Annotated in this window: 16 protein-coding genes; 6 read left to right on the top strand and 10 right to left on the bottom strand. The window is 46.0% G+C overall.

Features of this window, described 5'->3' with window-relative positions; genetic code table 11:
* Nucleotides 1-138 precede the first annotated feature (138 nt).
* The 3 genes from cadC to KIO97_RS27070 all read right to left on the bottom strand — a co-directional run bounded on the left by cadC (nucleotide 139) and on the right by KIO97_RS27070 (nucleotide 2,508).
* Nucleotides 139-1,710, bottom strand: a complete 1,572-nt coding sequence (cadC, locus tag KIO97_RS21635; protein WP_077200130.1) for a lysine decarboxylation/transport transcriptional activator CadC — start codon at nucleotides 1,708-1,710, stop codon at nucleotides 139-141.
* A 165-nt stretch (nucleotides 1,711-1,875) separates the two neighbouring features.
* Entirely contained in the window at nucleotides 1,876-2,274 is a 399-nt protein-coding gene (gene zntR, locus KIO97_RS21630; RefSeq protein WP_005433620.1) for a Zn(2+)-responsive transcriptional regulator, read from the bottom strand.
* A gap of 57 nt (nucleotides 2,275-2,331) precedes the next feature.
* Nucleotides 2,332-2,508 carry a hypothetical protein gene (locus KIO97_RS27070; RefSeq protein ID WP_162093863.1) on the bottom strand — a complete coding sequence of 59 codons (177 nt, stop codon included), beginning with the start codon at nucleotides 2,506-2,508 and terminating at the stop codon, nucleotides 2,332-2,334.
* 33 nt (nucleotides 2,509-2,541) lie between these two features.
* Here KIO97_RS27070 and purH point away from each other — a divergent pair, with 33 nt between their 5' ends.
* Both purH and purD read left to right on the top strand, forming a co-directional pair.
* On the top strand, nucleotides 2,542-4,134 hold the full coding sequence (gene purH / locus KIO97_RS21620) for a bifunctional phosphoribosylaminoimidazolecarboxamide formyltransferase/IMP cyclohydrolase (protein WP_045384502.1): 1,593 nt from the start codon (nucleotides 2,542-2,544) through the stop codon (nucleotides 4,132-4,134).
* A 118-nt stretch (nucleotides 4,135-4,252) separates the two neighbouring features.
* Nucleotides 4,253-5,542, top strand: a complete 1,290-nt coding sequence (purD, locus tag KIO97_RS21615; RefSeq protein WP_285383904.1) for a phosphoribosylamine--glycine ligase — start codon at nucleotides 4,253-4,255, stop codon at nucleotides 5,540-5,542.
* A gap of 91 nt (nucleotides 5,543-5,633) precedes the next feature.
* On the opposite strand, the gene KIO97_RS21610 is transcribed toward purD, so the two are convergent.
* Both KIO97_RS21610 and hupA read right to left on the bottom strand, forming a co-directional pair.
* The gene (locus tag KIO97_RS21610; RefSeq protein ID WP_285383903.1) at nucleotides 5,634-6,332 is read right to left on the bottom strand and encodes a DUF1481 domain-containing protein; all 699 of its coding nucleotides are present in this window, start codon (nucleotides 6,330-6,332) and stop codon (nucleotides 5,634-5,636) included.
* 39 nt (nucleotides 6,333-6,371) lie between these two features.
* Nucleotides 6,372-6,644 (bottom strand): nucleoid-associated protein HU-alpha, encoded by a 273-nt coding sequence (hupA, locus tag KIO97_RS21605; RefSeq protein WP_005433627.1) that lies wholly within the window; start codon nucleotides 6,642-6,644, stop codon nucleotides 6,372-6,374.
* 253 nt (nucleotides 6,645-6,897) lie between these two features.
* Here hupA and KIO97_RS21600 point away from each other — a divergent pair, with 253 nt between their 5' ends.
* Entirely contained in the window at nucleotides 6,898-8,031 is a 1,134-nt protein-coding gene (locus KIO97_RS21600; RefSeq protein WP_005433628.1) for a CNNM domain-containing protein, read from the top strand.
* An 80-nt stretch (nucleotides 8,032-8,111) separates the two neighbouring features.
* Here KIO97_RS21600 and KIO97_RS21595 read toward each other — a convergent pair whose 3' ends face one another.
* A complete protein-coding gene (locus tag KIO97_RS21595) occupies nucleotides 8,112-8,699 on the bottom strand; it encodes a YjaG family protein (RefSeq protein WP_005433631.1) in 588 nt (195 codons plus the stop codon).
* Nucleotides 8,700-8,765: 66 nt separating this feature from the next.
* Here KIO97_RS21595 and KIO97_RS21590 point away from each other — a divergent pair, with 66 nt between their 5' ends.
* The gene (locus KIO97_RS21590; protein WP_045384498.1) at nucleotides 8,766-9,689 is read left to right on the top strand and encodes a D-2-hydroxyacid dehydrogenase; all 924 of its coding nucleotides are present in this window, start codon (nucleotides 8,766-8,768) and stop codon (nucleotides 9,687-9,689) included.
* A 7-nt stretch (nucleotides 9,690-9,696) separates the two neighbouring features.
* Nucleotides 9,697-10,269, top strand: coding sequence for a uracil-DNA glycosylase family protein (locus KIO97_RS21585; protein ID WP_285383902.1), 573 nt, complete (start codon nucleotides 9,697-9,699; stop codon nucleotides 10,267-10,269).
* Between the two features lie 240 nt (nucleotides 10,270-10,509).
* Here KIO97_RS21585 and hemE read toward each other — a convergent pair whose 3' ends face one another.
* The 4 genes from hemE to nudC form a co-directional block, all read right to left on the bottom strand.
* The gene (gene hemE / locus KIO97_RS21580; protein ID WP_005433634.1) at nucleotides 10,510-11,577 is read right to left on the bottom strand and encodes a uroporphyrinogen decarboxylase; all 1,068 of its coding nucleotides are present in this window, start codon (nucleotides 11,575-11,577) and stop codon (nucleotides 10,510-10,512) included.
* Between the two features lie 304 nt (nucleotides 11,578-11,881).
* Nucleotides 11,882-12,625: a hypothetical protein gene (locus KIO97_RS21575; RefSeq protein WP_285383901.1), complete on the bottom strand. Its 744-nt coding sequence runs from the start codon at nucleotides 12,623-12,625 to the stop codon at nucleotides 11,882-11,884.
* A gap of 4 nt (nucleotides 12,626-12,629) precedes the next feature.
* The gene (locus KIO97_RS21570; RefSeq protein ID WP_051117533.1) at nucleotides 12,630-13,121 is read right to left on the bottom strand and encodes a hypothetical protein; all 492 of its coding nucleotides are present in this window, start codon (nucleotides 13,119-13,121) and stop codon (nucleotides 12,630-12,632) included.
* A gap of 121 nt (nucleotides 13,122-13,242) precedes the next feature.
* Nucleotides 13,243-14,025 (bottom strand): NAD(+) diphosphatase, encoded by a 783-nt coding sequence (gene nudC / locus KIO97_RS21565; RefSeq protein ID WP_005433638.1) that lies wholly within the window; start codon nucleotides 14,023-14,025, stop codon nucleotides 13,243-13,245.
* Nucleotides 14,026-14,203: 178 nt separating this feature from the next.
* Between nudC and KIO97_RS21560 the strand changes: the two genes are divergently transcribed.
* On the top strand, nucleotides 14,204-14,695 hold the full coding sequence (locus KIO97_RS21560; RefSeq protein ID WP_010650836.1) for an Rsd/AlgQ family anti-sigma factor: 492 nt from the start codon (nucleotides 14,204-14,206) through the stop codon (nucleotides 14,693-14,695).
* The last annotated feature ends 13 nt before the right edge of the window (nucleotides 14,696-14,708 follow it).

The raw sequence follows: 14,708 nt of genomic DNA, 5'->3' as shown, positions 1-14,708 counted from the left end.
AATAGAGAATAGAGAATGAAAAGCCCTCTCCTCTTATATAACAAGCGTCATTAGTAGAAATAGAGGTAAGAGGCAGATACAAAAAAGCCCCTCACCGAAATGAAGGGCTAAGTATCTTACTCATCAAGAGCTGGTTTATTACAGCATACGCACTACAGAAGGGTGAACTGCGCGATACATAGCGTAATCAATCGCCTTCATGTTACTTGGAAAAACCAAGTTCTCGCACAATAAGTAAGTCTCGACGGATGTATCAATATAGAAGGCTTCGCTGTAGGACTCACTTGCCCAATCCAAATCACCATCTAATTCAGCGTGCTTACCTCGAATCACGTAAGACAGAACTGAATCCCGAATCTCAAGTGCTTGGTTCAAATGCTGCTTAGCTAAATCAATATCGCCAGCGATGGTTTCATTAAGGGCGAGAGCTTCATAAATTCGTGGTTGAATTGGCCCTACCATCATTTTCGTATTGGTTTCCAACTTCTCACTCAGTTGCTGAACTCTTCCCTTCCGTAGTTCTAATGCCGGATCAAGCGCATTTTGTACATGATAGGCAATCAGCAGTTCAGCCTGTACATAAGCATTATCTGGTTCAAGCTCAAGGATTTTCTCCATTAAGTCGATGCCATGCTGGAATTGATTCGCATCGGACACGTTTAAGTAGTGGTTTGCTTCAACAAACAACTCTACCGCGTCAGGGTTCATTGGCATACCCGCCACCAGCACTTTTGATTTCAATTTTGCGTCTGGCACTTTCAATGCGTGCATCAAATCTAGAGAGGCTTGCTGCATAACCGACTTCAAATGGCTATTGGTTAACGCGTATTGGCGGCTGAACAAAACCTTTTCTGAAGAGTTATTGCGATATTCCACCTCAAGGAAGCTACCACCATCGTTTTCTTTGACGCGCACCACCACAGATTTCCCCGGCACAATACCCGTCGTAAAGGTCGCCTTTTTCAGCATCACTCGATAATCACTGACTTGAGCTACATCTGCCATCAACTTCTGTGCAAACCCGTCAGCTAAGTCATAGCTGCGGCCTTCTTTGCTGAAGTTATCCTGAAACTTGAATTCGATGAGGTGAGTATCAATAGCTTGCGTAATGCGCACTTCTGATTGCTTGTAGGTAAACACGCCCATCACCACAACCAAAATACTGATCCAAATGAAATTCATTAATCCCAGTCGCCAAGGGCTAATCTTATTTGGTTTACGCGGCGCTTTTTTTTCTTTCGACATCTCGCACACAGCGCGAGTTAATGGTCCGGCAGGAAATGCAATGGATGGTACAGGCGCTTCGGGCTGTTCCTCTTCTGCTTCTTCAACAATAGGGGGAAGGATTTCGGCATTGCAATGACGACTTGCAAGGAATTCCTCGTGTGTCATTGGGGTCACATTCGCCACCAGCTTGTAACCACGCTTAGGCACAGTGATCACGTAGCTGATGTTTTCTTCTCGACCATCTCGCAGAAGTTTGCGCAGTTCGAAGATCGACTGTGTTACGACTTGATCCGTCACAATCGCACCCGCCCAAACGTATTGGATCAGCTCTTCGCGATTGAACACTTCACTAGCATGCTCAGCAAGAAAATGTAGCAAATTAATTAAGCGTGGCTCAACGGTAACTTCCCTGTCTTGTCGATACAGCTTATTTTCATCAACGCTCAAAACCCAGTCATTGATTTGAAAATAGACTCCAACCATGTATGAAAACTCTCGTATCTGATAGACAGCGTCGCTTTAGGAATAGATAGAACTACACATTCTTACAGTCGACTAAAGCCGAGATTATAGGTGGGAATACGGCTTGAACCTAGAAAAGCAAGCCGCCAAAAATGCAAACTTAAATTAAATGATGCAAAAGTGAGACTATTCAAGGGCTGCTAAAATCGAGCAGTGGCTTGCATCGTCGTTGTTATGACCACAACACGCGTCGTTTATCTTCTTTAATGCAGTGCGAATTTTAGTTAGTTCAGCAATCTTCTCATCAATTAAAGTTAACTTTGCAGAAGTAATGGCTTTTACCTCCGCACAGCTGTGTTCTGTTGCCTCTAATTTGATCCCAAGAAGTTCCTTGATCTCATCTAAGCTCAAGCCAAGCTCTTTCGCTTTGAGAATAAAACGCACCTGCTTTTGGTTCTCTTCGTTATACAGGCGATAGCCCGAATCACTTCGTCCTGCGGGTTTGATGAGCGCATTTTTCTCATAGAATCGCAGTGTATCGGCAGTCACACCACAGCGTTTCGCCAGTTCACCTATCTGAAACATAACTTTCCTTATTAACTATCTCGTTACTTTTAAAGCCAAAGATCGAGTTTTTTACAATTATTTTTGAGATGCCAAACGATTGCGCGAGCTTTTTTGTAATAAATTGGTTAGAATACGCGCCATCAAATAGTGGAGACTGTTTTCTAAGCATGAAAACACGCCGCAAAGGTCTTTACCAAAACTGGCCAATATTTTACCCCAAGAGGTAAAAACAAGTTCATTTTTGGCAAACATCTTTAACTCCGTGAATTTGAGGAAAATGGAAGCATGAACAACGCTCGTCCTATTCGCCGTGCGCTTATCAGCGTATCAGACAAAACAGGTATTGTTGAGTTTGCACAAGCTCTTGCTGAGCGCGGTGTCGATATCCTATCTACTGGTGGTACGGCTCGTCTACTTGCAGAACAAGGCATCGCTGTAACAGAAGTCTCTGACTACACTGGTTTCCCAGAAATGATGGACGGTCGCGTTAAAACGCTTCACCCGAAAGTTCACGGTGGTGTGCTGGGTCGTCGTGGCCAAGATGATGACGTGATGGAAAAACACGGCATCAACCCTATCGATATGGTTGTTGTTAACCTATACCCATTCGCAGAAACCGTTGCTAAAGAAGGCTGTACGCTTGCTGATGCAGTTGAGAACATCGACATCGGCGGTCCAACAATGGTTCGCTCTGCAGCGAAAAACCACAAAGACGTAACTATCGTTGTGAACGCTCACGACTACAACCGCGTGATCGCTGAAATGGACGCGAACGACAAATCTCTAACACTAGAAACTCGCTTCGACCTTGCTATCGCAGCATTCGAACACACGGCTTCTTACGACGGCATGATCGCAAACTACTTCGGCACTATGGTTCCATCTTACGGTGAGAACAAAGAAGGTGACGAAGAGTCGAAATTCCCACGTACTTTCAACCAGCAATTCGAGAAGAAGCAAGACATGCGCTATGGTGAGAACAGCCACCAAGCCGCAGCTTTCTACGTAGAAGCAAACCCACAAGAAGCATCTGTTTCTACTGCTCGCCAAATCCAGGGTAAAGCCCTTTCTTACAACAACATCGCAGATACTGACGCAGCACTTGAATGTGTGAAAGAGTTCAACGAGCCAGCATGTGTGATCGTAAAACACGCGAACCCATGTGGTGTAGCTCTAGGTAAGGATATCCTAGAAGCGTACAACCGCGCTTACCAAACTGACCCAACATCTGCATTCGGCGGCATCATTGCATTCAACCAAGAGCTAGATGCAGAAACAGCAACCGCTATTGTTGAGCGTCAATTCGTTGAAGTAATCATCGCACCTTCTGTTTCTGCTGAAGCGATTGAAGTGGTTGCAGCGAAGAAGAACGTGCGTCTACTTGAGTGTGGCGAATGGACAACTAAGACAACTGGCTTTGACGTGAAACGCGTGAATGGCGGTCTACTCGTTCAAGACCGCGACCAAGGCATGGTAAGCCTAGACGACCTAAAAGTGGTTTCTAAGCGTCAACCAACAGAAGAAGAGCTGAAAGATGCGCTGTTCTGCTGGAAAGTAGCGAAATACGTGAAATCAAACGCGATTGTTTACGCAAAAGGTGACATGACTATCGGTGTAGGTGCTGGCCAAATGAGCCGCGTTTACTCTGCGAAGATTGCAGGCATCAAAGCTGCAGACGAAGGTCTAGAAGTTGCAGGTAGCGTAATGGCATCTGACGCTTTCTTCCCATTCCGTGATGGTATCGATGCAGCAGCAGAGGCTGGCATTAAGTGTGTTATCCAACCGGGTGGCTCTATGCGTGATGACGAAGTTATCGCAGCAGCAGATGAGCACGGCATGGCGATGATCTTCACAGGTATGCGTCACTTCCGCCACTAATTAGTTTTTGGTCCTCCCCCTTACCAAGGGGGAGTTAGAGGGGGTCTGTTGTACGTACACGACTTACCCCTCCCAACCTCCCCTTAATAAGGGGAGGAGCGAAATCAAAGGAAATATTATGAATATTCTTATCATTGGTTCAGGCGGTCGTGAACACGCACTAGGTTGGAAGGCGGCGCAAAACCCAAATGTTGAGACTATCTTCGTTGCTCCAGGTAACGCAGGCACAGCACTTGAGCCTAAACTAGAGAACGTAAACATCGCAGTAGAAGACATCGCTGGCTTGGTTGCTTTTGCAAAAGAGAAAGCGGTTGAACTGACTATTGTCGGTCCTGAAGCACCGCTGGTTATCGGTGTTGTGGATGCTTTCCGCGAAGGAGGCCTGCCAATCTTCGGCCCAACACAAGCAGCAGCGCAGCTTGAGGGCTCTAAAGCGTTTACCAAAGACTTCCTTGCTCGTCACCAAATCCCAACGGGCGCATACGCGAACTTCACTGAAATCGAGCCAGCTCTTGCTTACGTACGTGAACAAGGTGCGCCGATTGTCGTAAAAGCTGACGGCCTTGCTGCTGGTAAAGGCGTTATCGTAGCGATGACACTAGAAGAAGCTGAAGACGCAATCAAAGACATGCTAGCAGGCAACGCATTTGGTGATGCTGGTAGTCGTGTCGTTATCGAAGAGTTCCTAGATGGTGAAGAAGCAAGCTTCATCGTGATGGTGGATGGTGAGAACGTTCTACCAATGGCCACCAGCCAAGACCACAAACGCGTAGGCGACAAAGATACTGGTCCTAACACCGGTGGCATGGGTGCATACTCTCCAGCTCCAGTGGTAACACAGGAAATCCATAACCGCATTATGGAAGAAGTGATTTACCCAACGGTACGCGGCATGGCTTCTGAAGGTAACCCTTACACTGGTTTCCTATACGCAGGTCTGATGATCGACAAAGACGGCACTCCGAAAGTAATCGAGTACAACTGCCGCTTCGGTGATCCTGAGACACAACCTATTATGATGCGCATGGAATCGGATCTTGTTGATCTGTGCCTAGCGGCAATCGACGAGCAGCTGGATCAAGCGGAATCGAAGTGGGATCCACGAGCATCAATTGGTATCGTGCTAGCAGCCGGTGGTTACCCAGCAGCATACAACAAAGGCGACGTAATTTCGGGTCTGCCACAAGTTGAAATTGAAGGCGAAAAAGTCTTCCATGCTGGTACAGATAACAAAGACGGCGACATCGTGACAAACGGTGGTCGCGTTCTTTGTGCAACAGCACTTGGCAACAGCGTATCAGAAGCGCAGCAGCGTGCTTACGAGCTTGCAAAACAGATCAGTTGGGATGGCATGTTCCATCGCAACGACATCGGCTACCGTGCAATTGCACGTGAGCAAGAAAAATAAAAACAACTTCAGTTGGCTAAAACGACAAAAGGCGCACTCAGCGCCTTTTTTATTGTTCTTGTTCGAGAGTCGAGAGAGCTCGAAGCCATGTTTATTCGGAGATCAACTTCGGTCGCGGTACACAATCAAAGTCATCATCATTAAGCATCAGCAATTCATCAACGGTCGCCGCATTACGCGACTCTTTACCAATAAACGCAATGTAACTGTCCACTGACGCCAACCTATCAATCACAAACTTAGGTAGGGTCTGATTGAATTCCAACGTCGTAAACTCTCGCCCCTTACAGGTTTCGAACGTTTCACCATCCCAATAACCTTGGATTAGACTCTGGCCATCACGAGATTGTTTCTTGATAGACGTAACGACATTGTTCGCCTCTTGCTTGTAACGCTCTAACTGGTCGCGCTGTAAGGGCAGCACTTTCCCATTCACACGGTACTGCTGATAGACCGCGTCACCATCTTTATTGAATCGAATGTGGATTTGAAAAGGCACCAATCCTTGTTTGGCATCGAGTTGCTTACCTTTTCGAATCAACTCTCTTAGCTCACCATCATCCCAGCGATAATCACTCTGGTACGAGCCGTAATCTCCCATCGTGACATAGTCTGCTGCCGTACTGACGCGTGTAAGACGCTCTGTCATCCAATATAAACTAGTTGCATCACCCATGATTTTCCCGCCTGAGAAATGGGTAAATTGGTCAAGATTTGGGGTTTCAACAGAAGAACAACCAACAAGAGCGAGGCTTGATAGAAGAAGTGAAGTGAGTAGATGTTTTTTCATGAAATTGCACCGAGGCAGGATACCTCGGTGCATTTTAACTTAGTTTACTGATTCTTTCAGTGCTTTACCTGCTACGAATGCAGGTACGTTAGCTGCTGCGATTTGAATCTCGTCACCAGTCTTAGGGTTACGACCAGTACGTGCAGCACGGTGGTTTACTTTGAATGTACCAAAACCAATTAGTTGAACTTGGTCACCCTCTTTAAGAGCGCCAGTAACACCCTCAAGAGTTGCTTCAAGAGCAGCTTTAGCTTGTGCTTTAGATAGGTCTGCTTTCTCTGCAATAAAGTCGATTAATTGGGTCTTGTTCATTAGGTTTCCCTTCTCATATGTTATCGAATTCATCTCACTCTAAAACATAAATGCCCCACCTGGCAAAGGTTTGTAAGCGATCTTTCGATTTTCTGACGTAGTTTTAGCCATAATATGAGTAATAACTCACAATTTGTTACTACTTGTACGGGGAAAGCTCTTGCTTTCTAATGCAATAAGAACGATTTATAGGGCGCTTTTGCGGTTATAATCGCTTAAAATCCCGACTATCACATTACATTCAAGGGCAACTATGCTGCTGTTATCCATTTATATCTCTATTGCTATCGGCATTTCGTTTATCTGTTCGGTACTGGAGGCGGTACTTCTTAGTATCAGTCCGAGCTACATTGCGCAGCTCAAACAACAGGGGCACCCTGCTTCTGCTCAGTTAGAAAAACTGAAAGCAGACATCGACCGACCACTGGCTTCGATCCTGACCCTGAACACCATTGCTCACACTATCGGTGCAGCAACGGCAGGTGCACAGGCGGCGGTAGTGTTCGGTAGCGAAGCGCTTGGTATCTTCTCTGCGGTACTGACACTGGCGATTCTTGTTCTATCAGAAATCGTACCTAAGACGATTGGTGCAACTTACTGGCGCCAACTTGCACCATCTGCGGCGGTATCGCTACGTTGGATGGTATGGGCACTAACACCATTCGTATGGTTCTCTGAGCAAATCACTAAGCGTCTAGCTCGTAACCACGAAGCACCAAAAATGCGTGATGAGCTGTCTGCTATGGCTATTCTGGCAAAAGAAAGCGGTGAGTTCGCAGAAGGTGAATCAAAGATCCTAAGCAACCTACTTGGTATTCAAGATGTGCCAGTAACACAAGTCATGACTCCGCGCCCAGTGGTATTTCGCGTTGACGCGACCATGACCATCAATGACTTTCTAGAGAAGCATAAAGAGACGCCTTTCTCTCGCCCACTGGTTTACAGCGAGCAGAAAGACAACATCATTGGTTTTGTGCACCGTCTAGAGCTGTTCAAGCTGCAACAATCAGGCAGCGGCCAAAAACAACTTGGCTCGGTCATGCGTCCTATCCAAGTGGTACTGAACAACACCGCTCTACCTAAAGTGTTCGACCAGATGATGACTCACCGCCTGCAGCTCGCGCTTGTGGTTGACGAATACGGCACAGTACAAGGCTTGGTAACGCTAGAAGACATCTTTGAGCACCTATTGGGTGAAGAGATCATCGATGAAGCGGATAAGAGCACTGACATGCAAGAACTGGCTTACCAACGCTGGGAAAGCTGGAAAGAAAAGCACGGCGTAATTGAAAGCCGCGATGACGATGAAGAAGAGGAAGAACTGGAGAAACAGGACAAAGAGCCAGAAGCTCAAGAGCCAACCAAACCAGAATCTAAAGAATCGTAATCAGCATGGGGCGTAATCGCTCAAACGCAAAAACAAAAAAGGCATCCAATCTGGATGCCTTTGTTTTATCTATTCAACGATTAAAGTGCGATGCCGATGTTACTCACGGCTTCTTCGCGTAGTTCTTCACGCAAATCTTTAATCAAGCAGATGTCGCGCTCTACCGCTTCACGCAGTGGGCGGAAGATAGCCCATTGAACATCCCACTCTTCACATACGGCTTCATTTTCTTTTTGATTGTCGTTGGTGATTGGCTCTGAACCTTGTGCTTGTTCTAGGTCAGCCACGGTTTTTACCGACTGTTGGCTCACTTTAAGCATTGAATCGAAAAGGTAGTCGCGATCCAACAGACCGTGCAACAGCGTCGACAAGCTCTGACACGCATCCATCGCTGGATAAACACCGTAAAAATCGAATTCATCCGCACTTGGGAACAACTCTTCTAACTTCTCTAATTGACGTTCAAAATTAATTTTCGCGTTCTTAACCGTCAGAATTTCCCATACACTATCAAGAATCGCTCGGTAAGCACGTGGCTCAGCAAATTCTGTATTCTCACAAAACATCGCATAGTTTGGATACATGCGTTCACACAGACACGCCATGAAGGTAATTTGTTGCCAAGGTTCTAGTTTTTCCAAACGAACCTGAAGAGGATTCTTAAGCATAGTCACTCAATCATTGAAGAAAAAAACAGCGAAAGTGTACTTGATTCATCACAGGGAAAAAAGTTAATGCAGCATCCAAATCAGATTTTCCTGCTCTCAGAGCATCGCGACACCTACGAAACGTTACTGGCAGAGAAAAATCTGCCCGATCTTTGCCTCACCGACCAACCTGAAGAAGCTCAGATCGTACTGGCGGATCCACCATTACTACCACAAAGGTTAGACGAGTTTTCACAGCTTGAGTGGGTGCAATCCACATTTGCGGGGGTGAACGCTTTAATGTCACCGGATCTGCGCCAAGATTACACTCTGACCAACGTACGCGGTATTTTCGGCCCATTAATTGCCGAGTACGTAATTGGCTACTGCATTGCTCACTTCCGCCACTTTATGCAATACCACCAGCAACAGCAGAACAAGCAGTGGCAACCGCATCTGTACACCTCGCTGCAAAACAAAACCATGGTGATTCTTGGTACAGGCAGCATAGGTAGCCACTTGGGTAAAGCGGCACAATTGATGGGCATGAAAACCGTAGGGATCAATCGTACTGGTATCCCAACTTCTGGCGGTGAATTTACTCAAACCTTTCATATCAATGAACTGGCAAGCGCATTTCATCAAGCGGACATTGTGGTAAATACACTGCCGAGCACGCCAGACACTCAACGCTTACTCAACAGCGAGGTGCTAAGCCACCTTAATCAGGCACTGTTATTTAATGTCGGAAGAGGTGATGTGATTGATGATACTGGTCTATTGCTCGCGCTCAAGAATCGTTGGGTCGAACATGCTTTTCTCGATGTGTTTGAACAAGAGCCACTCTCACCGCAACATCCTTTTTGGAAACTTCCGCAAGTAACCATCACACCCCACATCGCAGCATTGAGTTTCCCTGAGCAAGTGGTCGACATTTTTGCAGACAACTACTTGAGTTGGCGAGACGGGTTCTCTCTAAATAATCAGGTCGATTTCGATAAAGGGTATTAACCATCTTATGTCTTTAGAAACATTGCTAAAGCAAGTACGAGCCTGCCAGATCTGCGCAGACGATTTACCTTTGGGTGCAAATCCTGTCGTACAAGCAGCAAAAGACGCACGCATCCTAATCATCGGACAAGCGCCAGGGACGCGCGTACACAAAACCTCGATACCTTGGAATGACCCAAGCGGCGATCGGTTACGCCAATGGCTCGATATCGACAAAGACACTTTCTACGACCCAAACAAAATAGCCATTGTCCCGATGGGCTTCTGCTATCCAGGTAAAGGAAACTCTGGCGATTTGCCTCCTCGTAAAGAATGCGCGCCTGCTTGGCATAAAAGGATTCTAGATCAGTTGCCCAATATAGAGCTGACGCTACTGATTGGCCTGTACTCACAGCAGTACTATCTCACCAACAAACCAAAGACGCTCACGCAAACTGTTCAGCAATGGCAGGATTGGGAGCCTGACTTTATCCCGCTTCCTCATCCTTCTCCACGCAACACATTGTGGTTAAAGAAGAACCCTTGGTTTGAATCTGACGTCGTGCCATACCTTAAAAAGCGTGTCCATTCGATGCTTTAGGTTACCCATGATCTAATTGCTTGTTTATCTGTACAAGAAAATTTTCGCACAAGCACCAAGGATCTAAATCATTGTTTATAAACACCTTAAGCAGTAACTGAACAGCTCGAGTAGTAATTAGATCATGGTAGACCAAATGCTATCAGAGCTGTACAACCTTGCGTTTCAGATATAAAAGCTGAATTTTAGGTAAAAAAATACCGGCACTGAATGCCGGTATTTGATTTCAAAAATTCGAAGTTACTTATGGTATGGCTTAGATAGCTCGTGTACCGCTTCCACAAATACGCCTGCGTTTTCTGGCGGCACATCCAAGTGGATACCGTGGCCTAGGTTGAACACGTGACCAGTACCTGCATCGCCAAAGCCTTCTAGAATACCCGCGACTTCTTCACGGATACGCTCTGGTGAAGCGTAAAGCATTGATGGGTCCATATTACCTTGTAGAGCCACTTTATCGCCGATACGTGCTTTTGCGTCTGCGATGTTGATCGTCCAGTCTAGACCTACCGCATCACAGCCCGTAGCTGCGATTTGCTCAAGCCACATACCACCGTTCTTAGTGAACAACGTTACTGGCACACGGCGACCGTCGTTTTCACGAATCAGACCATCTACAATCTTGTGCATGTATTGTAGTGAGAACAGGTTGTAGTCACGAGGTGTCAGTACACCGCCCCATGTATCAAATACCATCACCGACTGTGCACCCGCTTTAATTTGCGCGTTTAGGTACTCGATAACGCTGTCTGCTAACTTATCTAGAAGTAGGTGCAGCGTTTGTGGTTCTGCGTACATCATCTTCTTGATCTTGGTGAACGCTTTCGAGCTGCCGCCTTCAACCATGTAAGTCGCCAGTGTCCATGGGCTACCAGAGAAACCAATCAGTGGAACGTCACCGTTCAAATCTTTGCGGATTTGACGCACTGCGTTCATTACGTATTGCAGCTCGCCTTCTGGATCCGGCAGACCGATCTTTTCTACGTCTGCTTTGCAAGTGATAGGCTTATCGAAAACCGGACCTTCACCCGCAGCAAAGCGAAGTTCTAAGCCCATTGCATCTGGGATAGTTAGGATGTCAGAGAACAAGATCGCTGCATCAAGAGGAAAACGGCGTAGTGGTTGAAGCGTTACTTCTGACGCCAACTCCGCGTTTTTACACAAAGACATGAAATCGCCCGCTTGCGCACGAGTTGCTTTGTATTCTGGTAGGTAACGACCTGCCTGACGCATCATCCATACTGGCGTGTAATCTACTGGCTCTTTTAAAAGGGCACGCAGATAACGATCATTTTTTAATTCAGTCATTCCGTAATTCCAATTGTTAGGCTTTCTTTGAAAGGGGGTATTCTATCACTGATTTAAGGCTAATAGCTGTGTGCTTTGCAACCTGGATCAAGTTATTAACTTTTAAATCAGTGCTTAATTTGCACCCAATCGGTATCAGTGTTAAAAATTTGTTCGCTAGCGAAAACTACAATTATAAACTGAGTACCCGGTACTCAGCATCTCATAACGACATCTTACTTACCCCCTCCCTCTCGGAGGGTTTTTTTTATCTATTTTTCAATAAATTAAAAAAGCCACCTTACGGTGGCTTCATATTTCATAATCATGATTGGCAAACTTTTTTCATGACCCCTTTTACATATCCTTTGGATAGGTAAGTCGGGCACAAGGTCTCCCGCACCGATTGCGAATCAATAATGTAATTCTCAAAGTTTGTTAGTGCCGTGTTAGCACACCCATTTGTTGCGACTTCTTTAGCCAGCGCAAACTGAGAATTACTCGGTCGATCAAGCGTATACAACAACGCATTCGAGACCTTTTCATCTTCACAATATTCTGGAGACTGCTTGACTGCCGCAGCATAGAATGGAATCGCGAGAGATTTAGAGACATTCTGGAACACCTTTGTCCCTTCTTCAAAACTTACGCTGCCTGCTGGAGAGAGTTCGGCGAGCAGTTGACCGTAACTCTCAACACACCCTTCCATCGAATACTTAATGCAAGATTGCGCCGCCGGTACTAAAGTTTTTGCGAAGCTTTGAGTAAAATCTTTGGATTCAGACAGAAACGCATACTCAGTGAGTAGCTGTTGCCCTAGACCAATTGCGCTATCCGCCGCTCCAGAAGAGACGTAATTATTGAAGGCACCAGTCGCGGCATCCGCCACGAGAACTTGCCATGCATCATCTCGTTTTGAAGGTCGAATATCGTTCGCATGAGCGAGCAGTTCATTCCAGCTTTGCGTTTTATGAAGAGCAGTTAAGTCCTCCATGGAATAACGCTCTTCCGTCGCAAAAGCTGAAAAGCTAGATACCACGGCAAGTAAAGGTAATAATATTTTGTTCATTACCTTAGTTCCATGCTTGCTTGAGGTACTTCAGTGTTGAAGAGTCGTACGCCGCGTTCGGGTTCAAAGCAACATTGAGAACGCTACCACCATCATCAAGAGAGAATCCCGCTTTACGCGCCTCAACGGAATCTTGACCAACGAATTGGATCTGCTGAACTTTCTGGAATTCTTCTTTGTAAAGCGCGGCATGTTCAGTCGTCGTACATAGCTTGACCATATCATCATAGATATTGTTGATTAAACTACCAAGCCAGCCCGTGGTTTTTACTTCGTCTAAACGAGCTTCAGCAAAGTCATAGTCATCCCATGCGGCCCAATCAAAGTTCGTTGCTAGAGCTTCATTGCCACAAGCAGCTTGTACTTTTGTGACGTTTTCCGTCATGGTATTTTCGGTCAACATGCGCTTCGCTTTCACTTCAATACTTGCCTGTGCCGAAACACTCACCAAAGAGAAAGACGCAATACCTAGCCATAACGCTGATCTGTATTTCATTAGACATACTCCTTTATTAATCATTGTGTCATTACAGAATGCTGTGCCAGGTCAGTCTAACAACCCCTTTTGTCTCAAAAGTGATTCTACATTTTCCTTTAATCGCTTTACGAGTCGGCTCTCAAGCCTGTTGAATATCACTAATTGTTTGCTCAATTAGTGCTCGTGCAATCGTTCCTTCTGGTGCGACTGGCGGCATCTCGTCAACACCAAACCATTGCGCATCGGATAACTCAGTGTAGTCAGGGTTCAATTCACCAGAGTCAAAATCGGCCAGAAAAGCCATCATCATGCTAGATGGAAACGCCCACGGCTGGCTGCCAAAGTAACGAATGTTTTTCACATGTACGCCCGTTTCTTCGTGCACTTCACGGGCCACACATTGCTCTAAGGTTTCACCAACCTCTAAAAAGCCCGCAATCACGGTGTACATACCATTTCGGTGACGAGGGTGCTGTGCCAATAAAATCTGGTTATCTTTGCGTACAGCGACAATGATGCACGGGAAAATACGCGGATAGTGCAAAGTACGGCACTCTCCACACTGCATCGCCAATTGATTGTTATTGAGGAAGTTACGACCGCCACATTGTGGGCAAAAACGGAGGCTCTGTGTCATGTGGCCATATTGAATCGCTTTGCTGATCAGTAAGAAAAGCGCTTCTGGAAAATGCAGGCAATCACGCAGTGAAACCAGTTCTAAATCATGGTCTAAATCCGACAGGTTGATCCACATTACTGGGGCACCTTGGTATTCACCTATCTGCCTTGCGCTGCCCTCTGGCAGTGAGTACTGCTCTGCACTTCCGAAAGGAATAGCACCATCCACCAGCCAAACATCGCTTCCTGAAACAACACACCAATGGGCGTTTTTCGTACGGTTAACTTCACCTTTTCTTAACATTACAGCGTCCCTTTGCTTGAAGTTCATTCATTTTACTGGCAATCTAATTTCATACCAGAGTTTGTCGTTCGCCAATTTTGCAACTATAAATTCTAGTAAGGACAAGAGTTTGTAATCACTTTACTAACTTTGCTTTGCAAAGGATACGTTCGCCAATGGGCGATCAGATCATGAGGGCATGGTCATGCTAAAAAAATTCAAACAAACACAAGACCAATGGGGCGGCTCCAGTGACGTTATCGACCATTGGCTGGAAACGAGACAATCCCTGATTGTCGAATATTGTAAGCTTGCAGCACTGCAACCTTGTTCGAAATCCAATGTCATTGAACTCCCTTCTCCTGACGAACTTCAGCACTTCTGCCAACACCTTGTCGACTACATCTCCGAAGGTCACTTTAAAATCTACGATATGGTGATGGACAAGTGGAAAGCCACTGGCTTTGTCGCGACAGATGAAATAAACCAGACTTACGCGAAGATCGTCCTTACTACTGAGCCGTTACTGAACTTTACCGACAAATACTCGGATGTTTCCGCTGAAGATGAATTGTCTGATTTTGATCAGGACATGTCTTTGATTGGGGAAATCATTGAGACACGTTTCGCGGTAGAAGACCACTTGATTCAGTTGATTGCCGACAGTTTAGCAATGCCGCCTGGCGCATAGCGAGAAGCGAGAA

Source organism: Vibrio sp. B181a, from assembly GCF_030248375.1.
In the GTDB taxonomy this organism is placed as follows: Bacteria; Pseudomonadota; Gammaproteobacteria; order Enterobacterales; family Vibrionaceae; genus Vibrio; species Vibrio campbellii.
This window is presented reverse-complemented; position numbering and strand designations above follow the sequence as displayed.